The sequence below is a fragment of the Pseudomonas sp. genome, assembly GCF_033723075.1.
Taxonomy (GTDB): Bacteria; Pseudomonadota; Gammaproteobacteria; order Pseudomonadales; family Pseudomonadaceae; genus Aquipseudomonas.
Genome location: NZ_JAWVXU010000021.1, coordinates 43,895 through 70,307, shown reverse-complemented (window position 1 = coordinate 70,307; position 26,413 = coordinate 43,895). Strand labels below are relative to the sequence as shown.

Genomic DNA, 26,413 nt, shown 5'->3' with positions numbered 1-26,413 from the left:
GTGACGCGCAGCGTCACAGGCTGTATTCCCACGCTGGAGCGCGAGAACAGTCACTAAGCTGTGCGGCCCGTGGCCCGCCTAAATTGATGGAACGGGCCCAGGCGCAATCCGGGGCAGATGACCGGAGCTGGCGCCTGCTAGTCCTCGTGCAGCTTCACCGACTTGGGCGACAGGCGCAGGCTGCGCAAGCTGCGCTTGACGCTCTTCAGGTGGTTGACCAGGGTCGGCCCGCGGGCCATGGCTACGCCCATGGCCAGGACGTCGATCACCACCAGGTGGGCGATGCGCGAGGTCAGCGGGGTGTAGATCTCGGTGTCCTCCTGCACGTCGATGGCCAGATTGACCGTGGCCAGATCGGCCAGCGGGGTCTGACTGGGGCACAGGGTAATCAGGGTCGCGCCGGCCTCACGCACCAGATTGGCGGTGATCAGCAGGTCCTTGGAGCGCCCGGACTGGGAGATGCAGATGGCCACATCGGTGGGCTTGAGGGTCACCGCCGACATCGCCTGCATATGCGGATCGGAATAGGCGGCGGCAGTCAGCAGCAGACGGAAGAACTTGTGCTGGGCATCCGCCGCCACCGCACCGGAGGCGCCGAAGCCGTAGAATTCCACGCGCTGAGCCTGGGCGCAGGCGGCGATGGCGCGCTGCAAGGCCTGCGGGTCGAGGTGCTCGCGGACCTCGATCAGGGTGTGCAGGGTGGTGTCGAAGATCTTCAGACTGAAGTCGGCGACCGAGTCGTCTTCATGGATGGCGAACTGGCCGAAGCTGGCGCCGGCGGCCAGACTCTGCGCCAGCTTCAACTTGAGGTCCTGGAAGCCGCTGCAGCCGATGGCGCGACAGAAGCGCACGATGGTCGGTTCGCTGATGCCGACGCTGTGCGCCAGGTCGGCCATGGAGCTGTGCATCACCGCAGCCGGATCGAGCAGCACGTGGTCGGCCACCTTGAGTTCCGACTTGCGTAACAGATGACGCGACTGGGCGATGTGCTGCAACAAATTCACGGGCATGGGCTCAGGCTGAAAGATGACGAATAGGCCGTGCCCCCCTCATCCGAGGGACGACTCGGTTATGATCGGGACACGCCGGGGTGTAGTGACTTTGTAGTTATACTACATGGCCAACGCCCCCGCACGGCTAAACCGAGTCGGAGTTCCCGCTTTGAGCATTCCCTGCGACATGCTGGTCTTTGGCGGTACGGGCGATCTGGCCCTGCACAAGCTGCTGCCAGCGCTCTACCACCTGCACCGCGTCGGCCGACTGCACGCCGACATGCGCATCTTCGCCCTGGCGCGCAGCCAGCACAGCCGCGCGGCCTACCAGGCCCTCGCCGAACGCCGCTGTCGCGCCCAGGTGGCGCGCGCCGACTTCGACAACGAGACCTGGCAGAGCTTTGCCGCGCGTCTCGACTATTTCGCCATGGACGCCAGCCAGAGCGCCGATTTCGGCCGCCTGGGCAAGCACCTGGGCGCCGCCGGCGAGCGCGTGCGGGTCTACTACCTGGCCACCGCGCCCGACCTGTTCGAAGACATCGCCTCGCACCTGAAGATCGCCGGCCTGGCCGGACCTCACGCACGCATCGTGCTGGAGAAACCGATCGGCGACTCGCTGCCGTCGGCGCAGGCGATCAACGCGGCGATCGGTGCTGTGTTCGACGAGTCACGGGTATTTCGCATCGATCACTACCTGGGCAAGGAAACCGTGCAGAACCTGATGGCACTGCGCTTCGCCAATGCCCTGTTCGAGCCGGTGTGGCGGGCCGGGCATATCGACCACGTGCAGATCAGCGTGTGCGAGACCCTCGGCGTGGAGAATCGTGGTGCCTACTACGACAACGCCGGCGCCATGCGCGACATGATCCAGAACCACCTGCTGCAGCTGCTTTGCCTGGTGGCCATGGAGGCACCGGTGCGCTTCGATGCCGAAGCGGTGCGCAACGAGAAGGTCAAGGTGCTCGAGGCGCTGAAGCCCATCTCCGGCCTCGACGTACGCGACAAGACCGTGCGCGGCCAGTACAGCGCCGGCAAGATCGGCGGGCAGGAAGTGCCGGCCTACTACTTCGAGAAGAATGTCGACAACGACAGCGATACCGAAACCTTCGTCGCCCTTCAGGTGGAAATCGAGAACTGGCGCTGGGCCGGCGTGCCCTTCTACCTGCGCACCGGCAAACGCCTGGCCCGCAAGACCTCCGAGATTCTGATCCAGTTCAAGCCGGTGCCGCATCAGCTGTTCGGCGACGGCGAGGCCAATCGCCTGCTGATCCGCCTGCAGCCGGAAGAGTGCATCAGCCTGCAACTGATGGCCAAGCACCCCGGCAAGGGCATGCGCCTGGAACCGGTGGAACTGGACCTCAACCTGGCCCAGGCGTTTCACCAGAAACGCCGCTGGGACGCCTACGAACGCCTGCTGCTGGACGTGATCGAAGGCGACTCGACACTGTTCATGCGCCGCGACGAAGTGGAAGCGGCCTGGAACTGGATCGACCCGATCATCAATGGCTGGCGGCAGCACCACCAGAGCCCGCGACCCTACCCGGCCGGCAGCAGCGGGCCGGAGCAGGCCAACCTGCTGCTGGAGCGGGCGGGCCGCAAGTGGATGGCGTGAACCGCCGGCGGCGACCTGACGGTACGCCGCCCGGAGGGGTCTGACGGGGGGCTACGGCTTACTTCAACGAACGCAGGAAGCTGATCAGGTAATCCTGTTCGGCAGGATCGCTAATGGAGACGTGACGCATGCGCGTGCCTGGAACCAACGCCTCGTTATCGGTAATCCACTCGCGCAGGTTGTCTTCGCTCCAGGTGATCCCCGAGGCCTGCATGGCTTTCGAGTAGGCAAACCGGGGCACGGAAGCCGCCGGGCGACCCACCACACCGAACAGGCTGGGGCCGAAGGCGTTCTCGCTGGTATCCAGCGAATGGCACGCCGTGCAGTGGTGCGTAAACAACTGACGCCCGGCGGCCTCCATGGCCTTCTCAGCGGCCTGAACGGACGGCACAACCGCCAGTGCACTGCTTAACGCTAAAGACGCTAGCAAGATCGTTTTCATTGGGTGTTCCCTCAAAATGGCTCGGCAAAGACAGTATATTTTGTAAGGATTAGCACCGGCTCTTGTACAAAAGCAGCATTTTGCTAGTTCCAAAGCACATTTCTCAGGCCGCCATGACTCGAGCCCGGCTCGCGCGTACGGCGGGCAACTCTACCGATCTGGCGATATATGCGGGATAGAGCGGCTACCAACACTTCGAGCGCCTGCTCGATATAGCTGCGAACGGCTTCGCAAACGAAGTTTATATATCCAATAATCATTGGACTCGATCCGACAGCCCCCGCGTCACGCAACCAAGCCCTGCTTCGCTACATATATGGCCTTCGTCACCCACGTATTTTACTGACCATCCAGAAAGTTCAGGCCCGCCATATTCACCTGCATATCCCAACGAATATGCGCGGCATATCGGCCAATATAAGGCCCACTTCCGCAGGCAATCCAGGAAACTCTGAACACCGCACAAACCCTTGTATTCAGCGGCCTGCAGAGGATCGCACGGACTGCTTTGCGCTGACTTGCTCGGTGCCATCAAGCAACTACTGCGCCAGCCGATGGATAGACCGGCCAAATCGCGCGATCAATAGCCGATTATCGCGCCTGGTTATCCGCCGCCCCGGCGCTGGCAATCCGCGAGTTATTCGGGCTTGAATTAACCTTGTTCGAGAAAATCATTCATCGAATCGTCATCTTGACTATCGGCATCGCGGGTTGAGAAAACTTCCGATATATGTTTAACCTAATAGGGATTCGCACAACCTCAAGGATTCTGGTTTGAGTTTTGCCCCCGTCACGCTCCGTCGCCCAACCGACGGCGACGGATATCCGTTGCATCAATTGGTAGCCCGCTGCCAACCCCTGGACACCAATTCGGCATACTGCAACCTGCTGCAGTGCACCGATTTTGCCGATACCGCCATCGCCGCCGAAAATTCCGACGGTCAACTGGTGGGATTCATCTCCGGCTACCGTCCACCCTCGCGTCCAGACACGCTATTCGTCTGGCAGGTCGCGGTGGATGCCTCGCTACGCGGGCAGGGTTTGGCCCTGCGCATGCTGCTGGAGCTGACCGAACGGGTCACTGCCCAGGGCGTACGCTTTCTGGAAACCACCATTTCGCCGGACAACGGCGCCTCCCAGGCGTTGTTCAAGCGGGCCTTTGCCCGCCTGGGCGTCGACTACGAGACCCGCACCCTGTTCTCCCGCGCCGCGCATTTTGCCGGTCAGCACGAGGACGAAGTGCTCTATCGCGCCGGCCCGTTCAACGCCTCCGGCTTGCAAAAAGCCTCTTCTAAGGAGACCGCATGAAACTCTTCGAACAGAATGAATCGTCCGTCAGGAGCTATTGCCGCTCATTTCCAGTGGTATTCGACCAGGCGCGCGGAGCGGAACTGATTACCCGCGACGGCAAGCACTACATCGACTTCCTCGGTGGTGCCGGCACGCTCAACTACGGGCATAACCACCCGGTGCTCAAGCAGGCGCTGCTCGACTACATCGGCAACGACGGCATCACCCACGGCCTGGACATGTATTCCGATGCCAAGGAGCGTTTCCTCGAGACCTTCAGCCGGCTGATCCTCAAGCCGCGCGGCATGCACGATTACGTCATGCAGTTCACCGGGCCGACCGGCACCAACGCGGTGGAAGCCGCACTGAAACTGGCGCGCAAGGTCACCGGGCGCAGCAACGTCATCAGTTTCACCAACGGCTTCCACGGCTGCAGCATCGGCGCCCTGGCCGCCACCGGCAACCAGCACCATCGCGGCGCCGCCGGTGTGCCGCTGACCGATGTCAGCCGCATGCCCTACGCCAACTATTTCGGCGACAAGGTCAACACCATCGGCATGATGGACAAGCTGCTCGGCGACCCGAGCAGCGGCATCGACAAGCCGGCCGCGGTCATCGTCGAAGTGGTGCAGGGCGAGGGTGGGCTGAATGCCGCCTCCGCCGAATGGGTGCGCAAGCTCGAGAAGCTCTGCCGCAAGCACGGCATGCTGCTGATCGTCGACGATATCCAGGCCGGTTGCGGCCGCACCGGCAGCTTCTTCAGCTTCGAGGCAATGGGCATCAAGCCGGACATGATCACCCTGTCCAAGTCGCTCAGCGGCTACGGCCTGCCGTTCGCCATGGTGCTGCTGCGCAAGGAGCTGGATCAATGGAAGCCGGGCGAGCACAACGGCACCTTCCGCGGTAACAACCACGCCTTCGTCACCGCTACCGCCGCCCTCGAGCACTTCTGGCGCGACGACCAGTTCGCCAAGAGCGTGCAGGCCAAGGGCAAGCGCATCGCCGACGGGATGAACAAGATCGTCCGCCGCTACGGCCCGGATTCGTTGTTCATCAAGGGCCGCGGCATGATGATCGGCATCAGTTGCCCGGATGGCGACAGCGCCGCCGCCATCTGCCGCCACGCCTTCGAGCACGGCCTGGTGATCGAGACCAGCGGCGCCCACAGCGAAGTGGTCAAGTGCCTCTGCCCGCTGATTATCAGCGAAGCGCAGATCGACAAGGCCATGACCATTCTCGACGCGGCCTTTGCGGCCGTGATGTCTGAACAAGCCGCTAACCAGGCTTCCTGAGGAGTTCCAACATGATCGTACGCACCCTGGCCGACTGCGAGCAGTCCAACCGCAAGATCGTCAGCGAAACCTGGGACAGCACACGCATGCTGCTCAAGGACGACAACATGGGCTTCTCCTTTCACATCACCACCATCTACGCCAATACCGAGACCCACATCTGGTACCAGAACCATCTGGAGTCGGTGTTCTGCATCAGCGGTGAAGGCGAGATCGAGACCATTGCTGACGGCAAGATCTACCCGATCGCCCCCGGCACCCTGTACATCCTCGACAAGAATGACGAGCACCTGCTGCGCGGCACCACGGAAATGAAGATGGCCTGCGTATTCAATCCGCCGCTCAATGGCAAAGAAGTGCATGACGAAAGCGGTGTCTACCCGCTGGAGGCAGAAACCGTCGCCTGATCGGCCCGGCCGAAAGGAGAAATTCCGCGTGATCCCTGAACGAACCGACCTATACCCCTCGCGCCAGCAGGATCAACCGAGCTGGCAAGACCGCCTGGACCCGGTGGTCTACCGTAACGACCTGGAAAATGCGCCGATCAGTGCGCAACAGATCGAGCGCTACGAGCGCGACGGCTACCTGGTGCTGCATGGCGTGTTCAGCGCCGACGAGGTGGCGGTGTTGCGCCAGGAGCTCGACCGCGTACGCCATGACCCGGCGGTAGCGGACTCCGGCAAGACCATCAGCGAACCGGAAAGCGGCGCGGTGCGCTCGGTGTTCGCCGTCCACCAGGACAACCCGCTGTTCGCCCGGGTCGCCCGCGACGAGCGGATCGCCGGCATCGCGCGCTTTCTGCTCGGCGGCGAGCTGTATGTGCACCAGTCACGGATGAACTTCAAGCCGGGCTTCACCGGCAAGGAGTTCTACTGGCACTCGGATTTCGAGACCTGGCACGTCGAGGACGGCATGCCGCGCATGCGCGCGCTGAGCTGCTCGATCCTGCTCACCGACAACGAGCCGTACAACGGCCCGCTGCTGCTGATCCCAGGTTCGCACAAGCACTACGTGCGCTGCGTCGGCGCGACGCCGGAGAATCACTATCAGGACTCCCTGCGCAAGCAGCAGTTTGGCGTGCCTGACGACCACAGCCTGAGCGAGATGGCCAGCCGCTACGGCATCGACACGGCCCTCGGCCCGGCGGGCAGCGTGGTGTTGTTCGACAGCAACATCCTCCACGGCTCCAACAGCAACATCAGCCCCAGCGCGCGCAGCAACCTGTTCTATGTCTACAACCAGGTGGACAACGCCGTACAGGCACCCTTCTGCGCCCAGACGCCACGCCCGGCCTTCGTCGCCGAGCGCGAGGATTTTTCCGCGCTGGATATTCAGCCGCAAGAATACCTCTGACACACAGACAGGCCCGCAACCGCAACAGCGGGCCTGCTCTATTCCTGGGTGGCCGCATGTCGGCCACCTGCCGAACTCACCACGACCGGACTCTCATGCATACCGTAGAAAAAATCGGCGGCACCTCCATGAGCCGCTTCGAGGAAATGCTCGACAACATCCTTATCGGCTCACGACGGGACGACCAACTGTATCAGCGGGTCTTCGTCGTCTCGGCCTTCAGCGGCATGACCAACCTGCTGTTGGAACACAAGAAAACCGGCGAACCCGGCGTCTACCAGCGCTTCGCCGATGCCCACAACGAGGAGGCCTGGCTCGAGGCGCTGGAAGCGGTGCGTCTGCAGATGCTGGCGAAGAACGCCGCGCTGTTCCCCGGCGAATTCGAGCGCCAGGCGGCCAACCAGTTCATCGGCGCGCGCATCGACGATGTCAGCGAGTGCATGCGCAGCCTGCAGCGGCTGTGCGCCTATGGCCACTTCCAGCTCACCGAACACCTGATGAAGGTGCGCGAGATGCTCGCCTCGCTGGGTGAAGCGCACAGCGCCTTCAACACCGTGCTGGCGCTCAAGCAGCGCGGGGTCAACGCCAAGCTGGTCGACCTCACCGGCTGGCACCTGGATGCGCCACTGCCCTTTGAGGCGATGATCCGCAGCTGCTTCGCAGAGGTCGACCTGAGCTGCGAGCTGGCCGTCGCCACCGGCTATACCCATTGCAGCGAAGGGTTGATGAACACCTTCGACCGCGGCTACAGCGAGATCACCTTCGCCCAGATCGCCGCCGCCACCGGCGCCCGCGAGGCAATCATCCACAAGGAGTTCCACCTCAGCAGCGCCGACCCCAAGCTGGTCGGCGAAAGCCGGGTGGTGACCATCGGCCGTACCAACTATGACGTCGCCGACCAGCTGTCCAACCTCGGCATGGAAGCGATCCACCCGCGTGCGGCCAAGACCCTGCGCCGCGCCGGCATCGAACTACGGATCAAGAACGCCTTCGAACCCGAGCATACCGGCACCCTGATCAGCCAGAGCTATCGCAGCGAGCGGCCCTGCGTGGAGATCATCGCCGGGCGCAAGGACGTCTTCGGCCTGGAGGTGTTCGACCAGGACATGCTCGGCGACGTCGGCTACGACATGGAGATCACCAAGCTGCTCAAGCAGCTCAAGCTGTACGTGGTCAACAAGGACTCCGACGCCAACAGCATCACCTATTACGCCTCGGGTTCGCGCAAGCTGATCAACCGCGCCGCCCGGCTGATCGAGGAACGCTACCCGGCCGCCGAGGTGACCGTGCACAACGTCGCCATCGTCTCGGCGATCGGCTCGGACCTGAAGGTCAAGGGCATCCTCGCCAAGACGATGGCGGCGCTGGCAGAAGCGGGCATCAGCATCCAGGCGGTGCACCAGTCGATCCGCCAGGTGGGAATGCAGTGCGTGGTCAACGAGGACGACTACGCTGCCGCCGTGGCCACACTGCACCGGGCGCTGATCGAGCCGGAGAATTATGGCGATGTGATCGCCGCGGCCTGACCCGGACGACCCCGGTTACGCCACCAGCGTCAGTTGGACCACGGCAAGCGGTAGCATCGATTGATGCCGGCAGGCACAGGGCCGGCAAGTCCCGCCGAGGTGAGGCTGCATCACCTCAGCGGGCGTCGGTCTGCTCACGCAGCAACTGGGCGAATTGCTCCGCCGGCACCGGCTTGCTGATCAGGTAGCCCTGAATCTCGTCGCACTGGTGGGCCTTGAGGAAATCCATCTGCGCCTGGGTTTCCACGCCCTCGGCGACTACCTTCAACTCCAGGCTGTGGGCCATGACGATGATCGCGCGGGTAATGGCCGCATCCTCGCCACCGAGCGCCAGGTCACGGATGAAGGTCTGGTCGATCTTCACGTAGTCCACCGGGAAGCGCTTGAGGTAGCTGAGCGATGAGTAACCGGTGCCGAAGTCGTCGATCGCCAGTTTCACCCCCAGATCGCGCAACTGCTGGAAGGTGGTGATGACACTTTCGACGTTGTCGAGCAACTGGCTCTCGGTCAATTCGAGTTCGAGGAACTGCGGCGCCAGGCCGGTTTCGTCGAGCACCTGGCGCACCAGGCTGGTCAGCTTGCCCTGGCGCAACTGATGCACCGACAGGTTCACCGACACCCGGATCTGCGCCAGGCCCTGCAGCTGCCAGTCGCGCGCCTGCTGACAGGCGCGGCGCAGGACGAATTCGCCGATCGGCGCGATCAGCCCGGTTTCCTCGGCCAGGCCGATGAAGTCCCCCGGCGGCACCAGCCCCCGCTCCGGATGGCGCCAGCGCACCAGCGCCTCGGCGGCGTTGAGGCTGTCATCGGCCAGGCACAGCTTGGGCTGATAGAACACCTCCAGCTGGTGCTCGTCGATCGCCTTGCGCAACTGGGTCTCCAGTTGCAGGCGCTCCAGGGTGCAGGCCTGCAGGTTGTCGGTGTAGAACTGGAAGGTGTTGCCGCCCAGGTGCTTGGCATGCTGCATGGCCATATCGGCCTGGCTGACCAGGGTCGAGATTTCCCGCGCGTTGTCCGGCAGCAGGCTGATGCCCAGGGAGGCGCTGACCACCAGTTCCTGGCCGCCGACGGTCATCGGCAGACGCAACTTGGCCAGCAGGCGGCTGGCCATGCGCGCCAGGGTCGAGAGGCTGCCGTAGGAATCGAGCAGCACGGCGAACTCGTCGCCGGACAAGCGCGCAATGGTGTCGGCCTCGGGCATTGCCTGACTCAGGCGGCGGCTCATCTGCCGCAGTAATTGGTCGGCCACTTCATGGCCGAGGCTGTCGTTGAGCCACTTGAAACGATCCAGATCGACGTGCAGCAGGGCCATACTGCGCCCGCTCTGCCGCGAGCGCTGGCTGGCCTCATGCAGGCGGTTCTTGAACAGGCTGCGGTTGGCCAGGCCGGTCAGTTCGTCGTAGTGCGACAGGTAGCGCAAACGCTCCTCGGCCTCGCGCCGCGACGACAGGTCGGCGAAGAAGCCGACTATATGGCTCACCAGCCCGCGCGAATCGCGCACCACGTTGAGCTGCAACAATTGCGGGTAGAGTTCGCCGTTCTTGCGGGTCTCGATCAATTCGCCCTGCCAGCGGTCGCCGCGCTCCAGCTCCAGGCGGATCATCTGGTACTGGTGGCGGGTGTCGCGGCTGCTGATCAGGCTGGCGACACTCTTGCCCAGCACATCTTCCTGGCGATAGCCGGTGACCTGGCTGAACGCCTGGTTGACCGCCAGCAGGCGGTAATCCGGATCGAGAATGACGATGCCTTCGCTGGCGGCCTCGAACACCGTGGCGGCCAGGCGCTGCTGCTCTTCCTGCTGTTTGCGCGCGGTGATGGTGCGCCGCGTACCGAGCATGCGCAGCACCCGGCCCTGGGCATCGCGCTCCACCGCACGGCCGCGATCCTCGACCCAGACCCAGTGGCCATCGGCGTGCTTGACCCGGTATTCGATCTGATAACCGTCGCTGCGGCCCTTCATGTGCTCGACCAGGCTGCGGCGCAGCAACGGCAGGTCGTCCGGGTGCAGCCGCGGCTTGAGGTCGCGCAGCATGGCCTGCACCATCTCGGGCTCGAGGCCGAAGATTTCCTTGAGCTGCGAGTGATGCACTTCATCGTTCTGCAGGTTCCAGTCCCACAGCCCCAGCTCGCTGGCTTCCAGGGCCAGGGCCAGACGCGCCTCGCTCTTGCTCAGGGCGTGGGTGGCATCGTCCAGCTCCAGGGTGCGCTCGGCCACGCGCATTTCCAGCTGGTCATGGGCGGTGCGCAGCTCGCCTTCGGCCCAGCGGCGCTGCTCGACTTCGCGGGCCAGTTCGCCATTGAGCGTCTCGGCCTGCTGCCGGGCATGCTCCAGGCGGCCGATCAGCGCCTGGTTCTGGAAACGCTGCAACAGGCTGCGCTGCAGCAGGCGGTTGACCTGCCAGGCCACCACCAACAGGGTTGCCAGCAGGATGCCGCCAAGCATGCCCCAACCACGCTGCAGGCTATGCTCGCTGAGCAGCAGGTAGGCCACCGACGGCAGCAGGCAGGGCAAGGCGAAGGTCAGGAACGCCGAGAGGCTGACGGCATAGGCCACGCTGGCGGACAGAATCGCCGCGGCGATCAGGCCGTAGACCAGGGCCTGCTGGTAGAACACATCGGCCGGCACCAGGGCGATGGCGGCGAAGGCCAGGGTCAGGCCAGAGGCGCCGGCGCCAAACAGGAAATTGCGCCGCCAATGCGCCTGCACCTGGCGGCTCGGCAGTGCAGCATTGAAAGCTCTGACCTGAAGCAGGCGCAGAACGGCGAGCAGCACCAGCCAGATCAGCCAGCCGGAGAGCATCACACGGCTCTGGGGCGTCCAGAGCAAATAGGCGCAGGCCACGCCATTGAGCAGCATGAATAGGGTCGGCACCCACGAGCCCTGATACAGCAGGCGGGTACGTTCGATGGCGATATCCGTGGCGAACTGCTGACGAATCTCGCGGGTACTGTCCAGGGTTAGCTCGGCAGCGGCGCTAGCGGTTTGAGTCATAGGCTATTTTCTTGTAATGGGTGCCTAGGTCGGCGGAGCATACCCGAGCTAGACGCTTCGCCCAACAATCATCTGTGCAAATTTACCGAGCCGACAGGCAACTTTGCAGGATCGACATGAGCTACAACATCCAGCCGGCAAGGTGACCTGCCGTTCGTCCACTGGCAGCCGTGCGACTATGTGCCGCGCGCCCGGTTTGCCCTCGCCGCCGCCGCCCCCTAGAATGCCGCGATGCAAAACGACCCCGAACTTCTGATCGCCTCCCTCAACGATGCCCAACGCCAGGCCGTAGCCGCCCGCCTGGGCCGGCAACTGGTGCTGGCCGGCGCCGGCTCCGGCAAGACCCGGGTGCTGGTGCACCGTATCGCCTGGCTGATCCAGATCGAAAACGCCTCGCCGCACAGCGTCCTGTCGGTGACCTTCACCAACAAGGCCGCCGCCGAGATGCGCGCGCGCATCGAACAGATGCTCGGCGTCAATCCGGCCGGCCTGTGGGTCGGCACTTTCCACGGCCTGGCCCACCGCCTGTTGCGGGCGCACTGGCAGGAAGCCGGTCTGGCGGAAAACTTCCAGATCCTCGACTCCGACGACCAGCAGCGCCTGGTCAAGCGGGTGATCCGCGAGCTGGGCCTGGACGAGCAGCGCTGGCCGGCCAAGCAGGCGCAGTGGTTCATCAACGGGCAGAAGGACGAAGGCCTGCGTCCGCAGCATACCCAGGCCAGCGGCGACCTGTTCCTTGCCACCATGCTGAAGATCTACGAGGCCTATGAAGCGGCCTGCGCCCGCGCCGGGGTGATCGACTTCTCCGAGTTGCTGCTGCGGGCGCTGGACCTGTGGCGCGACAAGCCGGGCCTGCTCGAGCATTACCAGCGACGCTTCCGGCATGTTCTGGTGGACGAGTTCCAGGACACCAACGCCGTGCAGTACGCCTGGTTGCGCCTGCTGGCCCAGGGCGGCGAGAGCCTGATGGTGGTCGGCGATGACGATCAGTCGATCTACGGCTGGCGCGGGGCCAAGATCGAGAATATCCACCAGTACAGCCGCGACTTCCCGGACGCCGAAACCATCCGTCTGGAGCAGAACTACCGCTCCAGCGCCGGCATCCTCAAGGCCGCCAACGCGCTGATCGCCAATAACCAGGGGCGTCTGGGCAAGGAGCTCTGGACCGAAGACGGCGACGGCGAGCCGATCGACCTGTACGCCGCCTTCAACGAACACGATGAAGCCCGCTACGTGGTCGAGACGATCGAGGATGCCCTGCGCAAGGACGGCCTCAAGCGCAGCGAGATCGCCATCCTCTACCGCTCCAACGCCCAATCGCGGGTGCTCGAAGAAGCCCTGCTGCGCGAGAAGATCCCCTACCGCATCTATGGTGGCCAGCGCTTCTTCGAGCGCGCCGAGATCAAGAACGCCATGGCCTATCTGCGCCTGCTCGACGGCCGCGGCAACGATGCGGCGCTGGAGCGGGTAGTCAATGTGCCGGCCCGCGGCATCGGCGAGAAGAGCGTCGAAACCATCCGCGCCTACGCCCGCGAGCATGATGTGTCGATGTGGGAGGCGATTCGCCTGATGGTCGCCAGCAAGGCCCTGCCCGGCCGCGCCTCGGGCGCCCTGGCCGGGTTTATCGAGCTGATCGAGAACCTCGCGGCCAAGGTGCTGGACATGCCGCTGCACCTGATGACCCAGACGGTCATCGAACAGAGCGGGCTGATCGCCTACCACAAGGCCGAGAAAGGCGAGAAAGCCCAGGCGCGCATCGAGAACCTCGAGGAACTGGTCAGCGCCGCGCGCACCTTCGACAACGACGAGGACGACGAACTGACCCCGTTGCAGGCCTTCCTCGGCCATGCCTCGCTGGAGGCCGGCGACACCCAGGCCGCGGAAAACGAAGACAGCGTGCAACTGATGACCCTGCACAGCGCCAAGGGCCTGGAGTTTCCCCAGGTGTTCCTGGTGGGCGTGGAGGAAGGCCTGTTCCCGCACAAGATGAGCCTGGAAGAGCCCGGCCGTCTGGAAGAGGAACGCCGCCTGGCCTATGTCGGCATCACCCGCGCCATGCAGAAACTGGTGATCACCTACGCCGAGACCCGCCGCCTGTACGGCAGCGAGACCTACAACAAGGTATCGCGCTTCGTCCGCGAGATTCCGCCGCAGCTGATCCAGGAAGTACGCCTGTCCAATAGCGTCAGCCGGCCCTTCACCTCGAACAATCGCGGCATGAGCGGCAGCAGCATGTTCGCCGGCAGCGCCGTGCCGGACACCGCGTTCAGCCTCGGCCAGCGGGTGCAGCATGCGCTGTTCGGCGAAGGCACCATCCTCAACTTCGAGGGCTCCGGCGCCCAGGCACGGGTGCAGGTGAATTTCGAAAGCGAAGGCAGCAAATGGCTGATGCTCAGCTACGCCAAGCTGAACGCGCTGTAACTACCGAGTGAACAGACCGTAGCCCGGAAGCAATCCGGGCTACGGGATTAACCCAAAACAACAAGGACGCCCCGATGAATCGCCGCAACCTCTTCACCGCTGCCGTGGCCCTGTTCGCCGTTATCGGCCTGGCCGGCTGCAAGGACGAAAAAGCCGGCAGCGAGCAGGCCGCGGCCGAGCCGGTGCAGAGCTTCCAGTGGAAGATGGTCACCGCCTGGCCGAAGAACTACCCGGGCCTGGGCACCGCCGCCGAACGCCTGGCCGAGCGAGTCGCGACCATGAGCGCCGGGCGCCTGACCATCAAGGTCTACGCCGGTGGCGAACTGGTGCCGCCGCTGGAGGTGTTCGATGCGGTCTCGCGCGGCACCGCCGAGCTGGGCCACGGCGCCGCCTATTACTGGAAGGGCAAGGTGCCGGCCGCGCAGTTCTTCACCGCCGTGCCCTTCGGCCTGTCCACCAGCGAAATGAATGCCTGGCTGAGCAAGGGTGGCGGTCAGGCGTTGTGGGACGAGGCCTATGCCCCGCACGGGGTGAAGCCGGTGGTGGTGGGCAATACCGGCATGCAGATGGGCGGCTGGTACAACAAGGAAATCAACTCCCTGGATGACCTCAAGGGCCTGAAGATCCGCATGCCCGGCCTTGGTGGCGAGGTGCTGAGCAAGCTCGGCGCCACCACCGTCAACCTGCCCGGCGGCGAGGTGTTCACCGCCCTGCAGACCAACGCCATCGATGCGACCGACTGGGTCAGCCCCTACAACGACCTGGCCTTCGGTTTGCACAAGGCGGCCAAGTTCTACTACTACCCAGGCTGGCAGGAGCCGCAGGCGGTGCTCGAACTGCTAATCAACCAGAAGGCCCTCGACAGCCTGCCGGCCGACCTGCAGGCGATCCTCACGGAAGCCGCCCGCGCCGCCAGCCAGGACATGCTGGATGACTACGTCTACCACAACGCCCTGGCCCTGGACGAACTCAAGCAGCAGGGCACCCTGCTCAAGCGCTTCCCCGACGAAGTACTCGACGCCATGCAGCGCGAATCCGAAGTGGTGCTTGGCGAACTGGCCGCGCAGAGCGAGCTGAACGGGCGCATCTGGGCCTCGATGAAAGCCTTCCAGGCCCAGGCCAGCCAGATGCACAAGCTGTCCGAGAAAGAGCTGTATAACTGGCGCTAAGCCCCCGTAGGGTGGATGACGCCTTTTTCATCCACCAGCGCAATCGGTGGATGGGTGAAGCGTCATCCACCCTACGAGGTTGCAGGCCTTACAATAGACATAGGATCTACGACCAACCGGAGCTTCGCCTTCCGTTGGTCGTCTCCACCCCGCCTCGCGCTCCCCTCGGCCCATACTGCTTGGCGAGGTGAACCGATGAAACAACCGAAAATCACTGCAGCGCAGATCCTCGATGCTGCCCTGCAACTGGCCGATGTCTGCGGCTGGGAGCGTCTGCACCTGTTCGATGTGGCCGCCCATCTCGACGCTGGCCTGGACGCCATCGCCACCCATTACCGGGAAAAGGACCAACTGGTCGACGCCTGGTTCGACCGCGCCGACCGCGCCATGCTGGCGCGCAGCAGCGCCGCCGATCTAAGCGCTCTGGCGCCGAGCAAGCGCCTGGAAGAATTACTGGTCGCCTGGCTCGACAGCCTGGCCGCACATCGCTCGGTGACCGGGCAGATGCTGCTGTACAAGCTCGAGCCCGGGCATATCCACCTGCAGATCCTCGGCCTGCTGCGCATCAGCCGCACCGTGCAGTGGTGGCGCGAGGGCGCCCGGCGGGAATCCCAACACCTGCAGCGTATCGTCGAAGAAAGCCTGCTGACCGGCGCCTACCTGCGCAGCTTTATCCACTGGCTGCGCCACCCCGAGGAAGACTCCGCCGAGTTCCGCGCCTTCCTGCGCCGGCAACTGCGCTGCGGGCCTCTGCTGATGTTGTTGCGCCAGTAGCGGCTCGGGTAAAAAGCAAAAGTTCGAAACATTCTATGGCTAGCCTTGCACGCCACTGGCGGGCAAGATGCCGCGCGTAGTTCCAACCACCAAGAGACAGCTAAACATGCAGCGTTTCCTCAGCATTGCCCTGGCCATGTGCCTGAGTCTGGGCCTTACCATGAGTTTCGATGCCGAAGCCAAGCGTTTTGGCGGCGCCAAATCCATCGGCTCCGCGCCTAGCCACCAGACCCGCCAGGCGCCGGCCCAGCAAACCGCCAGCGCGCCGACCGCCGGTCGTCAGCCGGCAGCGGCCAGCGGCGCCTCGCGCTGGCTCGGCCCATTGGCCGGCCTGGCCGCTGGCGGCCTGCTCGCCTCGATGTTCATGGGTGACGGCTTCGAAGGCCTGCAGATCATGGACATGCTGATCTTCGGCCTGATCGCCTTCCTGCTGTTCCGCTTCCTCGCCTCCCGGCGCAAGCAGGCCGGCCCGCTAACCGCCAATGACGCGCCCATGCAACGCGACATGCCCGCTCAGGCTGCACCCGCCTCGATCTTCGGTGGCGCTGGCGCCGCCGCGATCAAGCCGGTGATCAATGCCCCCGCCTGGTTCAACGAGCAAAGCTTCGTCAGCGCCGGGCGCGAGCACTTCCTCAGCCTGCAGCAGCACTGGGACGCCGACGAAATGGACAAGATCGCCGAGTTCGTCACCCCGCAGCTGCTCGAATTCCTCAAGCGCGAACGCGCCGACCTCGGCGAGGGCTTCCAGTCCACCTACGTCGACAACCTCGAGGTGCAGCTGGATGGCGTCGACGACCTGAGCGACAAGACCGTCGCCACCCTGACCTTCACCGGCGTGGCCAAGACCTCGCGTTTCGACCAGGGCGAAGCCTTCAGCGAAAGCTGGCGCCTGGAGCGCGAAGCCGGTGACAACCGGCCGTGGCTGGTGGCCGGTATCCGCCAGAACGGCTGACAGGCGCTCACGTTTCACGCGAAACCCGGGCCTGTCCCGGGTTTTGTGTTTCCCGCGAGCCCCCCCTCTTGTTCGGCCAGGCCGGGCAGAGTAAAACCCCTACGCGGGAGAGTCGTGGCGCCTTATGGCCCGAGGCTCGCCGTTGCTACCCCGTCATTCTGTCCTGCTGCTGGAGTCCACACCGTGGAAGAAGTCATCGAACAACTGCGTGAAATGAACGAACCGGTACCAGTCGCCCTGGAACTGCCGGAAGAGGAACTGCTGGTGGAAATCGAAGAGCAGATTCTGATCAACCTGCCGTTCGAACTGCGCGAGTTTCTGCTCAAGGTCAGCGATGTGGTCTACGGCCGCCTGGAGCCTGTCACGGCCACCGACCCGCAGTCGCACACCTACCTGCCGGAAGTCGCCTCGGTGGCCTGGTCGCTGGGTGTCTCCCGTGAGCTGGTGCCGATCTGCGAGGATCGCGGCAACTACTACTGCGTCGAACAGGACGGCACCGTGGTGCTCTGGGAAGGCGACACCGGCGAGCTGAGTGAAGAAGAAACCTGGGACTCGGTGTGGCACTGGGTTCGCGACGTCTGGCTGGAAAACTGAGCGCTTGTGAAAAAACGCTCGCCTACTGCAGCAACGCTGTTCACTTGAGCCAGGTGAGCAGCATCGGGCCTACGCATTGGGCGCCTGGAGAAGGCCTCGCGACGGTGCTCGATATGTTCACGACCGCTGAGCCTTGCGGGACTTGCGCAAGCAACCTGGCCCATCCGACTCCTGCTCCAGCAGGTTGAGCAGGTACTCGTCGAAATAGCTCAGGTCCCTCTCCATCGCCGCGCGCGCCGCTTTGCCGTCTCCGGCCTGCAACGCGTTGAAGGTCGCCTCATGGAAATCATTGAGGTGCAGTAACTGAGTGCTGTCGCTAAACAGCCGGTTGAAGAATGGTCCGATTTGCAGGCGCAGGGACTCGATCATACGCAGCAGGATCGGATTGGCGCAGGCACGGTACAGGCTCAGGTGGAACAGGCTGTTGTCCTGCAGATAGGCCGCTACATCGCGCCGCTCCAGCGCCTGCTCCATGCGCAGGAGACAGCCGTGCAACAGGTCGATTTCGGCCCCATCCAGGCGCGCTGCCGCCAGTTCGACGGCCAGGCCCTCCAGGTTCAGGCGCACCTGGATAATCTGCTGGAAGCGTTCGCGGGTCATTGTCGGTACCCGCACCGAACGCTGCGGCTCCCCTTCCAGCGCCCCCTCGGCGACCAGACGCTGCAAGGCGGCGCGCACCGGCATCGGGCTGGTGCCCCAGACAACGGCGAGGTCACGAATTTTCAGGCGTTCACCGGGTTGGAAACGACCGGCCAGCAAATCGCTGCGGATCCGCTGGTAGAGTTGCTCCTGCAGGTTATCGGCCATCGGCGGGCACCAGGCCGTGGCCTGGCGACGCCGGCAATGGTTTCAGGGGGCAACAGCGCATGCGTTTCTCCGCAATCAGGAAAGTGATGGGGGGCTGAGTGGCTTGCTGGCAGGCCGTTGAAAAATGTCGTCGCGGCAGCCAAGACAAGGCCTGGTCAGCCCCGCAAAAATGGCCGCAACGTCGCATAGCGGAGTAACGGCCACAGGCTGGCCCACAGGGCGAGCAAAGCGAGTCAACAGCGGAATGGGCTCGCACGCGAGGCCATGTTTAACGCCCCGCTCTTCTATCAAGAGGGTCAACCTAGGTAGTTTTTCAACGGCCGGCAGAGCCTGGCAAGGCGCTGGTGCAGTCGACAAGCGCAGTTGACCGCAGTCATGACACCGGCGACAACGCCTGACCGATACACAACCGCTCAGGGAGCCTTGTTTTCGATCAGGCAGTTGCCACCGTCCACCACCAGCACTTCACCGGTGATGTAGCTGGCTTCGGCTGAGGCGAGGAAGGCCACGGCGCCGGCTATCTCCTCCGGGCGCCCGGCACGGCCAAGCGGTGTGTAACTGGCAGCGTGGCGTTCTTCATCGGTGCTCGAACCGGTGGCGATCCAGCCCGGCGCTACGCTGTTGACGGTGATGCCCTGCTTGGCCACTTCCAGCGCCAGGCCCATGCTCAAACCGAGCATACCGGCCTTGGCCGCACTGTAGGCCGCCTCGCCAGGGTTGCTGCCGCGGGTGCCGGTGGTCGAGCTGATGTTGACGATGCGCCCGTAACCGCGCGCCTGCATGTTCGGCAGCAGGGCACGGGTGAGCAGGAAGGCGCTGGTCAGGTTGCGCGCCAGCGACAGGTTCCAGGTCGCCAGGTCCATGCTCGCCACCTCGGCGAAGGGTTCCGGGCTGCCCTGCATGGCCATGCCGGCGTTATTGACCAGGATGTCTACATGGCCGAACTGCGCCGTTGCCCAGTTGGCCAACTCCAGCACCTGGGTTTCATCGGTAAGGTCGGCAGGCATGGCGCGGGCGTCGATACCTTCAGCCAGCAGCTCGGCGGCGCGTTGCTGGATCCGTGCACTGCTGGCGGTCAGCAGGATGCGCACCCCTTCGCGCCCCAGGCGGCGCGCAATGGCCAGGCCGATGCCGCTGTCGCTGCCGGCGCCGCTGACCAGGGCAACCTGGCCCTGCCAATCAGGAGTGCTCATCTCGATCCGTCCTTGCGCTCACAAAAAGTCGCCGAATAGTAGCAGACGCCACTTCATTCGCCAGTCGTTGACATATGCTCATCACACCACAAGAATGTGCAGAAAATCGAACGAGGTGTTCAAGCATGACTGCCAGCGGTATCGCCGAATCTGCCATCAGCACCTTCACCGCCCGCGAGCGGCAGCGCTTCATCGAACAGAACCCGCAATCCGTGGCGCTGGCCGAGCGCGCGCGCCATTCGCTGTTCGGCGGCGTGCCGATGCACTGGATGGCCGATTGGTCGACCCCCAGCCCACTGTTCGTCAGCCGGGCCAAGGGCGCGCGCTTCCATGATGTCGACGGCCACGAGTACATCGACTTCTGCCTCGGCGACACCGGCAGCATGTTCGGTCACTCGCCGGACCCGATCGCCAAGGCCATCGCCGAACAGGCCAACAACGGCCTGACCAGCATGCTGCCCGGCGAGGACGCCGTGGTCGCCGGCGAACTGCTGGCCGCGCGCTTCGGCCTGCCGTACTGGCAGATCACCGCCACCGCCACCGATGCCAACCGCTGTGTGCTGCGCTGGGCACGCGGCATCACCGAACGCAAGGTGCTGCTGGTGTTCGACGGCTGCTACCACGGCACCGTGGATGACGTCATGGTGCGCTGCCACAAGGGCCAGACCCAGCCGCGCTCCGGCCTGATCGGCCAGGCCTACGACCTGACCCAGTACAGTCGCTCTATCCCGTTCAACGATGTGCAAGCGCTGGAGGCCGCCCTGGCCCAGGGCGACGTCGCCGCACTGATGTGCGAGCCGGCGATGACCAATATCGGCATGGTCCTGCCCGCGCCGGGCTTCATGGCCAAATGCCGCGAGCTGACCAGGAAATACGGTAGCCTGCTGATCATCGACGAGACCCACACCATCTCCAGCGATATCGGTGGCTGCACCAGGCTGTGGAACCTCGAACCGGACTTCTTCGTGCTTGGCAAGCCGATTGCCGGCGGCGTGCCCTGCGCGGTGTTCGGTTGCAGCAGCGCCATGGCCGAAGCCATGCAGCAGGTGCGGCACCGCGCCAGCGAGAACAGCCACGGCCATGGCCATGGCCATAGCGGCATGGGCACCACCCTGTCGGCCAACGCTCTGGCCATGCATTGCATGCGCGCCAACCTGGAGCAGGTCATGACCGCAGCCGCCTACGCGCACATGCTGCCGCTGGCCAAACGCCTGGCCGATGGCTTGCGCCGTCTGATCACAAAACACCAGCTCAAATGGTCGGTGACCGAACTGGGCGCGCGCAGCGAGTTCCAGTTCTGCGCGGTGTCGCCGCAGACCGGTGCCGAGGCCGAGGCGGCCTTCCACGATGAGCTGCAAATGGCCCTGCACCTGTACCTGATCAACCGCGGTATCCTGATCACGCCGTTCCACAACATGTGCCTGTGCTGCCCCGATACTTGCGCAGCCGATGTGGATCGGCTGATCGATCTGCTCGACCAGGCCCTGACCGAGCTGCTGGCCATCCCCGACGCCCGCGAGTGATCCATACGCCCCAAAACCTGTGGGCTGAGCCTGCGCTACCCGCCCCCACATCACCGCATGGGTATCGCTACGCTGAACCTGCGCGGCCCGACCCATCCTATCGAGGACGCCACCATGCAGCTTGCCGACATTCAGGAAGCTCGCGATTTCCTCGCCCTGCCCCCCGATGTATGCCTGATCGAGCTGTTCCTCATCGACGCCAACGGCGTGCCCCGCGGCGAGCGGCTGCTCACCGCCCTGCACGCCCTGGAACAGTCGAGCGGAGCCAAGGACGCCCTCGGAGCGGATTTCCTCAAGGTATTTCTGGCGAAAAAGCACGAGGAACATCGCCAGTTCATGGGCGACGTGGGCAAGCAGGACAGGCGCGGGTACCTGACTCAGGCGTGAGCGCTTGTGAAAAAACTCGCGCCTACTGCGACCGCCCCCAGGTGTTCGCTGCCGGCGTTGCGCTCGATATTTTCACAACCGCTGAGGGTTTTTCCACAAAACGCTGAACACCCCCTTACCTACACCGGATTGACCACCACCCCTGGAGGAACCACCCATGAGCACTCCCGTTATCCTGATCACCGGCGCTGCTGGCGGCCTCGGCCGCGCCATCGCCAAGCGCTTCTCGCAGAGCCGCTGGCGGGTCACCGCCACCGACGTCGACAAGGCCGGCCTGCATGCACTGAATACCGCGGTGCCGCTGGATTTCAGCGCCACCGCCGACCTGCGCAGTGCGAGTAACTGCCGCGAGCTGCTGGCTGAAGTGCTGGCCAGCACTGGCCGCCTGGATGCCGTGGTCAATGCCGCCGGAGTCTGGCGCGAGGGGCCTGTGGAAACGTTCGGCGAAGACGACTTTGACCTGGTCATGGGCGTCAACCTGAAGGCTGCGTTCTATATCAGCCAAGCCGCCATCCCGACCCTCAAGGAAACCCGCGGCTGTATCGTCAATATCGCCAGCGATGCCGGGCGCCAAGCCTACCGTGGCTCGGCGGCCTATTGCGCGAGCAAGGCGGCGCTGGTGATGCTGAGCAAGACCCTGGCCCTGGAACTGGCCGAGTACGGCGTGCGGGTCAACGCGGTATCGCCCGGCGACATCGCCACGCCGATGCTCGACTACCAGGCCGAACGCTATGGCAAGGGCAACCCAAACGCCTACAAACGCGAACTGCTGAACCTCTATCCACAGGGCCGCGAGGCGCGCTTCCTGCGCCCGGAGGAAATCGCCGAGCTGGTCTGGTACCTGTGCCAGCCGCAGGCCGAGGCCATCACCGGCGCCGACCTGGCGATCGACTTCGGTCTCTCGGCGGGCAAGTAGCGCCGGGCTCACATACCGCAGGTCAGGGCTGGCGCAATCGCCGGGCGCAGGTCGGCGAACCGCTCGGCTACAATGGCTGCGCCGCCTACCTGCATGCGCGCAAACGCTGGCGTGACCTCCTGGCACCTGAGTCGTTCTGATAGACAGGGCGCTGTAACGCCCGGACCCACCCAACTCAACTGCGAGAGAGCCCCATGGAAGCCGGAAACGCCCAACTGACGATGACCGTATTGATGACCCCGGATATGGCCAATTTCTCCGGCAATGTCCACGGCGGCACCCTGCTCAAGTACCTCGACGAGGTGGCTTACGCCTGCGCCAGCCGCTTCGCCGGCTGCTACGTGGTGACCCTGTCGGTGGATCAGGTGACCTTCCGCGAGCCGATCCATGTCGGCGAACTGGTGACCTTCCTCGCCTCGGTCAACTACACCGGGCGCAGCTCGATGGAGATCGGCATCAAGGTGATTACCGAAAACATCCGCCAGCGCTCGGTGCGCCACACCAACAGCTGCTTCTTCACCATGGTCGCGGTCGACGACCAGGGCAAACCAGTCGCGGCACCGGCACGCCAGCCGCAGACCTCCGAAGAACAACGGCGCTTCACCCAAGGCCAACAGCGCCGGGCGATCCGCCAGGAGCTGGAACAGCGCTACCGCGACCTCAAGCACGACGGCTGAGCGCTCGGGCAAGACAGCCCGCAGCGGGACTGGCAGAATGGCTCGAGTCACGTCGTGACACGCTGCAATCCGACCAAGCCCGCCTGGAACCCGCAATGCTGACCCTCGGTAATATTTTCGTTCTGATGCTGCTGGCCACGGCCGGCGCCTGGCTGTGGCACGCCCACGGCTTGCGCGAGCGGGCCCTGGCGCAGGTCAAACAGCACTGCGCGAAAGCCGATGTCGAACTGCTCGACGGCAACGTCGCGTTACGCAAGATCACCATCTTGGCCGATGCCCGCGGGCGCAAGCGCCTGGCACGGGTGTATGGCTTCGAGTTCACCGTCACCGGCGAACAACGTCATGTCGGCAGCATCGTCATGTTCGGCCCGCAGGTCGGACGCATCGAACTGGCGCCCCATCCGTTCAGGACGCCACCGGCGGAAAATCCCCAGGTGATCGAACTGCAGCAATGGCGCTCGGATCACCGCAAACCCGACAGGCACCAGCCCGAGCCTTAACAGGCCGTTGAAAAATGTCGGTGAGGCAGCCAAGACAAGGCAAAAATGGCCGAAAAAGCGGAGTTTACGTGTTGTAAATGAGCATTTTTAACGCCCCTCTCTTTTATCAAGAGGGGCAACGTAGGTAGTTTTTCAACGGCCTGTTAAAGCAGGCCCAGCGCCCGCAAGCTGGCTTTGCCCAACTCGATACGCTTGCCCGCATCGCGCAAATCGGCCATGGGGATGTTCAGCGCGAAGCTGTACAGCTTGTCGTCCTGCTCCAGCCAGCCAACCCACCAGCCGATGCCCGGATCCTGAGCGGTGGCCCAGCCAGTCTTGCCGTACAACGTCCAACCGGCGCCTTGCTCCAGCCTGCAGATTTCCCGGACCTGGCCCTGAATGGCCGGCGGGAACGGCAACTGATCCTGGGCCAGGCGCGCCAGAAACTGGGTCTGCTCCACGGCACTGATGGTCAAGGGTCCCTTCAGCCAGAACTGATCAACCTCGCTGCCGACCTGGCCATTGCCGTAACCCAGTGCCTCTACCTGCCTGCGCATGCGCTGCAGACCGATGCGCCGCGCCAGCTCCTGGTAAACCGGCAGGTTGGAGACCTTGATCGCCTCGCGCAGGCCCATGTCCTGCTCCCAGGTCTTGAGAAAGCGGGGCTTGCCGTCGTACGGGAATACCTCGTCGACACTGCTGACCGCGCCCGTGGCCAGGCCAATCAGGCTGTTGGCAATCTTGAAGGTGGAGGCCGGGATATAGCGGGTTTGCGCGCGCGGACGATTGTGCCCGAGCAGTTGCCCGCTACCGATCTCGTAAAGCACAAAGGTGCCCTGCATGGCGGCACGATCGAATTCAGCGGATACCCCAGGGCTGTCCCGCCAATCGAGGGCCGTGACCTGACTGCTCAACAGCAGCAAGGCTAGGCAAAACATCCGGTTCATAGCGACTCCTTGAACAAGGGAAATTTGCCAGAAACGCTCATGGGCCGCGCTCGGCATCTCAGCTGCACTGCAGGAGGAAGTTGCTGACCCGCTCGGCCGTATCCCGCGGCTGCTCCTGCATGAAGCAGTGCCCGCCATCCACCACCTGGGCGTGAATGTGCGGATTGCTGGCGCACCAGCGTGCCACCGACTTGGCGACGAAGGGGTAGCTGTGCTGGCCATAGAGCACCTGGGTTGGCGTCGTCACCTTGGCCAGCGACGGCCACAGACGCCGGGGAAAGGAGCCGAAGATTTCCGCCTCGCGGCTCGGCCGGCACTTCAACTCGACGCCCTCCTCGGTGTCCCTCAGGGCATGATTGATATAGGCGTAGAAGGCGTCCTCGTGCCAGCCGCGGAACATCCCGCGGCCATGCAGCGCGGCATGCGCCGCCACGCGATCCGGCCACTCGCGGCGACGCTTGCGTGCCTTGCTCGCCAGGGTATTGCGCTGGCTCAGACCAACCACGTCGGAGAGCGCCATGACCCCGATCATCGCCGGAGTGAACAACACCGGATCGAGCAGCACCGCGCGTTGAAACAGTTGCGGCTGCTGGGCCAGCATCAGGCTGCTCAAGACCCCGCCAAAACTGTGGCCAACGGCAAACAATGGCACCTCGGCAAAGTGTTTGCGGCCTTCGGCGAACGCCTCCAGCGCCAGCTCGGCGCTGCGGTTCCAGCCATGGAAACGCCCACCATGATCGCTGTCGCCATGGCCCTGGGCATCGCACAGCCAGAGGTCGAAATCCGCAGCCAGGCAGGCCAGCAGCGGCTCGTAGACGCGTCCGCAATAACCGTTGCCATGCAGAAAATGCAGCAACGGCTTGCCCGAAGGTGGCGAGTGCCAGCCGCGCAGGGTGAACCCGGCGGAGCAGGCGTGGGACCAGGGGAGCAGGTGCATGTCCTTCATCCATCAGGAAAATCTGCGGAGTCTAGCAGGCCCGCACAAATAGCCGTGCACCGCCCACCACAGATTGCTGGTTCAGGCCAATCGACACTGCTGAAAACCCGCCTGCAAAGCCACCACATCCTGTGCCTCGCCGAAGATCAGTTCCAGGCGCGAGTCCTTGCGCCACTCGCTGTTCTGCCAGTGCAATGGCTGACCGTCGAGGGCATTGGCCGAGAGCCAGCCGGCATTGGTCTGCAGCACCAGCTTGGCGCGGCGCCAGGCCAAGCTGCCGAGCCACTGCTGCACCCGCATCAGCTCGAAGCGCTGGCTCGGGTGCCAGCGCCAACCGATGCTCCAGCCTTCGGCTTGCGCCTGAACCTGGCAGATCGGTTCGGCAAGCGTGCGCCAGATCTGCGGCACAGCTGCAACGGCACTGGGCAGGTCGTCCAGACCTGTACCTGGCTCGGCCCGGACGGCGAAACCGGGCAGTTGGCTCAAGGGCAGAGCCGCTTGGGTCGTCCAGCGCAGCGGGCGCGCCGGCAGTTGCGCCTGGATCCGCGACCTGGTCACCTCGTCCAGGTTCTCGGCCTTGTTCAGCAGCAGCAGACCGGCACTGCTCAAGGTGGCTTGCTGGCTGTCGGGCAAGCCAGCGCCGGCGGCCAGGGCGGCCGCATCCAGCACCAGCACCGCCGGCTGCACGGCCAGCACCCCGGCCCAGGGCGGCTCGCCCAGCTGCTCGAGCAATTGCAGGGGGTGGCCCAGGCCGGAGGGCTCGATCAGCAGGCGATCCGGCCTGGCCTTGCGCAACAACCGGCTCAGACCGACCTGAAAGGGCACGCCGTTGACGCAGCACAGGCAACCGCCTGCCACTTCGCCCATGGCCACACCGTCGGCGTCGCTGTCGAGCAGGACCGCGTCCAGACCGACCAGGCCGAATTCGTTGATCAGCACCGCCCAGCGTTCATCCGCCGGACGCTGGGCCAGCAGGTTGCGGATCAGGCTGGTCTTGCCGGCGCCCAGGGGGCCGGCAATTAGGTGGGTGGGGATATTTTTCAACATGGCCCTATGGTGCGGGTTTGCCTGCCGGGAGAGAACCCCGAGCAGGGCGCAGACTGAATAAAAGCCGCATGCTAGAGTCGGCAGACTGTTT

Annotated in this window: 24 protein-coding genes; 16 read left to right on the top strand and 8 right to left on the bottom strand. The window is 64.3% G+C overall.

Annotation, left to right across the window (positions count from 1 at the left end):
* Positions 1–137 precede the first annotated feature (137 nt).
* Positions 138–1,004 (bottom strand): transcriptional regulator HexR, encoded by an 867-nt coding sequence (gene hexR / locus R3355_RS20520; RefSeq protein ID WP_318962875.1) that lies wholly within the window; start codon positions 1,002–1,004, stop codon positions 138–140.
* 112 nt (positions 1,005–1,116) lie between these two features.
* Between hexR and zwf the strand changes: the two genes are divergently transcribed.
* Entirely contained in the window at positions 1,117–2,604 is a 1,488-nt protein-coding gene (gene zwf, locus R3355_RS20515) for a glucose-6-phosphate dehydrogenase (protein WP_318962874.1), read from the top strand.
* A 58-nt stretch (positions 2,605–2,662) separates the two neighbouring features.
* Here the strand turns inward: zwf and R3355_RS20510 are convergent, their stop codons facing one another.
* Positions 2,663–3,046, bottom strand: coding sequence for a c-type cytochrome (locus R3355_RS20510; RefSeq protein ID WP_318946359.1), 384 nt, complete (start codon positions 3,044–3,046; stop codon positions 2,663–2,665).
* Between the two features lie 774 nt (positions 3,047–3,820).
* Here R3355_RS20510 and ectA point away from each other — a divergent pair.
* The 5 genes from ectA (at position 3,821) to R3355_RS20485 (ending at position 8,507) form a co-directional block, all read left to right on the top strand.
* The gene (gene ectA / locus R3355_RS20505; protein WP_318962872.1) at positions 3,821–4,354 is read left to right on the top strand and encodes a diaminobutyrate acetyltransferase; all 534 of its coding nucleotides are present in this window, start codon (positions 3,821–3,823) and stop codon (positions 4,352–4,354) included.
* Positions 4,351–5,628, top strand: a complete 1,278-nt coding sequence (gene ectB, locus R3355_RS20500; protein WP_318962871.1) for a diaminobutyrate--2-oxoglutarate transaminase — start codon at positions 4,351–4,353, stop codon at positions 5,626–5,628. The genes ectA and ectB overlap by 4 nt, the downstream gene beginning before the upstream one ends.
* A gap of 11 nt (positions 5,629–5,639) precedes the next feature.
* On the top strand, positions 5,640–6,035 hold the full coding sequence (locus tag R3355_RS20495) for an ectoine synthase (RefSeq protein ID WP_318946356.1): 396 nt from the start codon (positions 5,640–5,642) through the stop codon (positions 6,033–6,035).
* Positions 6,036–6,066: 31 nt separating this feature from the next.
* Positions 6,067–6,981 (top strand): ectoine hydroxylase, encoded by a 915-nt coding sequence (thpD, locus tag R3355_RS20490; protein WP_413243550.1) that lies wholly within the window; start codon positions 6,067–6,069, stop codon positions 6,979–6,981.
* A 95-nt stretch (positions 6,982–7,076) separates the two neighbouring features.
* Positions 7,077–8,507, top strand: a complete 1,431-nt coding sequence (locus R3355_RS20485) for an aspartate kinase (protein WP_318962870.1) — start codon at positions 7,077–7,079, stop codon at positions 8,505–8,507.
* A 115-nt stretch (positions 8,508–8,622) separates the two neighbouring features.
* Here R3355_RS20485 and R3355_RS20480 read toward each other — a convergent pair whose 3' ends face one another.
* Positions 8,623–11,499: an EAL domain-containing protein gene (locus R3355_RS20480; protein WP_318962869.1), complete on the bottom strand. Its 2,877-nt coding sequence runs from the start codon at positions 11,497–11,499 to the stop codon at positions 8,623–8,625.
* A gap of 231 nt (positions 11,500–11,730) precedes the next feature.
* Between R3355_RS20480 and uvrD the strand changes: the two genes are divergently transcribed.
* The 5 genes from uvrD (at position 11,731) to R3355_RS20455 (ending at position 17,409) form a co-directional block, all read left to right on the top strand.
* Positions 11,731–13,920: a DNA helicase II gene (uvrD, locus tag R3355_RS20475; RefSeq protein WP_318962868.1), complete on the top strand. Its 2,190-nt coding sequence runs from the start codon at positions 11,731–11,733 to the stop codon at positions 13,918–13,920.
* Between the two features lie 74 nt (positions 13,921–13,994).
* Positions 13,995–15,089, top strand: coding sequence for a TRAP transporter substrate-binding protein (locus tag R3355_RS20470; protein ID WP_318946351.1), 1,095 nt, complete (start codon positions 13,995–13,997; stop codon positions 15,087–15,089).
* A 195-nt stretch (positions 15,090–15,284) separates the two neighbouring features.
* The gene (locus tag R3355_RS20465; RefSeq protein ID WP_318962867.1) at positions 15,285–15,863 is read left to right on the top strand and encodes a TetR/AcrR family transcriptional regulator; all 579 of its coding nucleotides are present in this window, start codon (positions 15,285–15,287) and stop codon (positions 15,861–15,863) included.
* A 106-nt stretch (positions 15,864–15,969) separates the two neighbouring features.
* A complete protein-coding gene (locus R3355_RS20460) occupies positions 15,970–16,815 on the top strand; it encodes a Tim44 domain-containing protein (protein WP_318962866.1) in 846 nt (281 codons plus the stop codon).
* Between the two features lie 183 nt (positions 16,816–16,998).
* Positions 16,999–17,409 (top strand): SMI1/KNR4 family protein, encoded by a 411-nt coding sequence (locus R3355_RS20455; protein WP_318946348.1) that lies wholly within the window; start codon positions 16,999–17,001, stop codon positions 17,407–17,409.
* Positions 17,410–17,526: 117 nt separating this feature from the next.
* Here the strand turns inward: R3355_RS20455 and R3355_RS20450 are convergent, their stop codons facing one another.
* Together R3355_RS20450 and R3355_RS20445 are read right to left on the bottom strand one after the other, a co-directional pair.
* On the bottom strand, positions 17,527–18,216 hold the full coding sequence (locus R3355_RS20450; RefSeq protein ID WP_318962865.1) for a GntR family transcriptional regulator: 690 nt from the start codon (positions 18,214–18,216) through the stop codon (positions 17,527–17,529).
* A 413-nt stretch (positions 18,217–18,629) separates the two neighbouring features.
* Positions 18,630–19,409 (bottom strand): SDR family NAD(P)-dependent oxidoreductase, encoded by a 780-nt coding sequence (locus tag R3355_RS20445; RefSeq protein WP_318946346.1) that lies wholly within the window; start codon positions 19,407–19,409, stop codon positions 18,630–18,632.
* Between the two features lie 125 nt (positions 19,410–19,534).
* Here R3355_RS20445 and R3355_RS20440 point away from each other — a divergent pair, with 125 nt between their 5' ends.
* From R3355_RS20440 to R3355_RS20420, 5 genes are all read left to right on the top strand, one after another.
* Complete coding sequence (locus tag R3355_RS20440) at positions 19,535–20,932, top strand: aspartate aminotransferase family protein (protein ID WP_318962864.1); 1,398 nt, start codon at positions 19,535–19,537, stop codon at positions 20,930–20,932.
* A 114-nt stretch (positions 20,933–21,046) separates the two neighbouring features.
* Complete coding sequence (locus tag R3355_RS24440; RefSeq protein ID WP_413243548.1) at positions 21,047–21,319, top strand: hypothetical protein; 273 nt, start codon at positions 21,047–21,049, stop codon at positions 21,317–21,319.
* A gap of 157 nt (positions 21,320–21,476) precedes the next feature.
* The gene (locus R3355_RS20430; RefSeq protein ID WP_318946345.1) at positions 21,477–22,235 is read left to right on the top strand and encodes an SDR family oxidoreductase; all 759 of its coding nucleotides are present in this window, start codon (positions 21,477–21,479) and stop codon (positions 22,233–22,235) included.
* A 194-nt stretch (positions 22,236–22,429) separates the two neighbouring features.
* Positions 22,430–22,912 carry an acyl-CoA thioesterase gene (locus R3355_RS20425; RefSeq protein WP_318946344.1) on the top strand — a complete coding sequence of 161 codons (483 nt, stop codon included), beginning with the start codon at positions 22,430–22,432 and terminating at the stop codon, positions 22,910–22,912.
* Positions 22,913–23,007: 95 nt separating this feature from the next.
* Positions 23,008–23,412, top strand: a complete 405-nt coding sequence (locus tag R3355_RS20420; RefSeq protein WP_318962863.1) for a DUF3301 domain-containing protein — start codon at positions 23,008–23,010, stop codon at positions 23,410–23,412.
* Positions 23,413–23,555: 143 nt separating this feature from the next.
* Here R3355_RS20420 and blaOXA read toward each other — a convergent pair whose 3' ends face one another.
* From blaOXA to R3355_RS20405, 3 genes are all read right to left on the bottom strand, one after another.
* Positions 23,556–24,338, bottom strand: coding sequence for a class D beta-lactamase (gene blaOXA / locus R3355_RS20415; RefSeq protein WP_318962862.1), 783 nt, complete (start codon positions 24,336–24,338; stop codon positions 23,556–23,558).
* 58 nt (positions 24,339–24,396) lie between these two features.
* Positions 24,397–25,275 carry an alpha/beta hydrolase gene (locus R3355_RS20410; protein ID WP_318962860.1) on the bottom strand — a complete coding sequence of 293 codons (879 nt, stop codon included), beginning with the start codon at positions 25,273–25,275 and terminating at the stop codon, positions 24,397–24,399.
* A gap of 81 nt (positions 25,276–25,356) precedes the next feature.
* Complete coding sequence (locus tag R3355_RS20405; protein ID WP_318962859.1) at positions 25,357–26,322, bottom strand: CobW-like GTP-binding protein; 966 nt, start codon at positions 26,320–26,322, stop codon at positions 25,357–25,359.
* Positions 26,323–26,413 lie beyond the last annotated feature (91 nt).

What these genes read in the sequence shown, in the direction of transcription:
- zwf (WP_318962874.1), top strand. Translation starts at nt 1,117, where the DNA reads ATGGCCAACGCCCCCGCACGGCTAAACCGAGTCGGAGTTCCCGCTTTG.
- R3355_RS20510 (WP_318946359.1), bottom strand. Translation starts at nt 3,046, where the DNA reads ATGAAAACGATCTTGCTAGCGTCTTTAGCGTTAAGCAGTGCACTGGCG.
- ectB (WP_318962871.1), top strand. Translation starts at nt 4,351, where the DNA reads ATGAAACTCTTCGAACAGAATGAATCGTCCGTCAGGAGCTATTGCCGC.
- R3355_RS20495 (WP_318946356.1), top strand. Translation starts at nt 5,640, where the DNA reads ATGATCGTACGCACCCTGGCCGACTGCGAGCAGTCCAACCGCAAGATC.
- R3355_RS20485 (WP_318962870.1), top strand. Translation starts at nt 7,077, where the DNA reads ATGCATACCGTAGAAAAAATCGGCGGCACCTCCATGAGCCGCTTCGAG.
- R3355_RS20480 (WP_318962869.1), bottom strand. Translation starts at nt 11,499, where the DNA reads ATGACTCAAACCGCTAGCGCCGCTGCCGAGCTAACCCTGGACAGTACC.
- uvrD (WP_318962868.1), top strand. Translation starts at nt 11,731, where the DNA reads ATGCAAAACGACCCCGAACTTCTGATCGCCTCCCTCAACGATGCCCAA.
- R3355_RS20470 (WP_318946351.1), top strand. Translation starts at nt 13,995, where the DNA reads ATGAATCGCCGCAACCTCTTCACCGCTGCCGTGGCCCTGTTCGCCGTT.
- R3355_RS20465 (WP_318962867.1), top strand. Translation starts at nt 15,285, where the DNA reads ATGAAACAACCGAAAATCACTGCAGCGCAGATCCTCGATGCTGCCCTG.
- R3355_RS20460 (WP_318962866.1), top strand. Translation starts at nt 15,970, where the DNA reads ATGCAGCGTTTCCTCAGCATTGCCCTGGCCATGTGCCTGAGTCTGGGC.
- R3355_RS20450 (WP_318962865.1), bottom strand. Translation starts at nt 18,216, where the DNA reads ATGGCCGATAACCTGCAGGAGCAACTCTACCAGCGGATCCGCAGCGAT.
- R3355_RS20445 (WP_318946346.1), bottom strand. Translation starts at nt 19,409, where the DNA reads ATGAGCACTCCTGATTGGCAGGGCCAGGTTGCCCTGGTCAGCGGCGCC.
- R3355_RS20440 (WP_318962864.1), top strand. Translation starts at nt 19,535, where the DNA reads ATGACTGCCAGCGGTATCGCCGAATCTGCCATCAGCACCTTCACCGCC.
- R3355_RS24440 (WP_413243548.1), top strand. Translation starts at nt 21,047, where the DNA reads ATGCAGCTTGCCGACATTCAGGAAGCTCGCGATTTCCTCGCCCTGCCC.
- R3355_RS20430 (WP_318946345.1), top strand. Translation starts at nt 21,477, where the DNA reads ATGAGCACTCCCGTTATCCTGATCACCGGCGCTGCTGGCGGCCTCGGC.
- R3355_RS20425 (WP_318946344.1), top strand. Translation starts at nt 22,430, where the DNA reads ATGGAAGCCGGAAACGCCCAACTGACGATGACCGTATTGATGACCCCG.
- R3355_RS20420 (WP_318962863.1), top strand. Translation starts at nt 23,008, where the DNA reads ATGCTGACCCTCGGTAATATTTTCGTTCTGATGCTGCTGGCCACGGCC.
- blaOXA (WP_318962862.1), bottom strand. Translation starts at nt 24,338, where the DNA reads ATGAACCGGATGTTTTGCCTAGCCTTGCTGCTGTTGAGCAGTCAGGTC.
- R3355_RS20410 (WP_318962860.1), bottom strand. Translation starts at nt 25,275, where the DNA reads ATGCACCTGCTCCCCTGGTCCCACGCCTGCTCCGCCGGGTTCACCCTG.
- R3355_RS20405 (WP_318962859.1), bottom strand. Translation starts at nt 26,322, where the DNA reads ATGTTGAAAAATATCCCCACCCACCTAATTGCCGGCCCCCTGGGCGCC.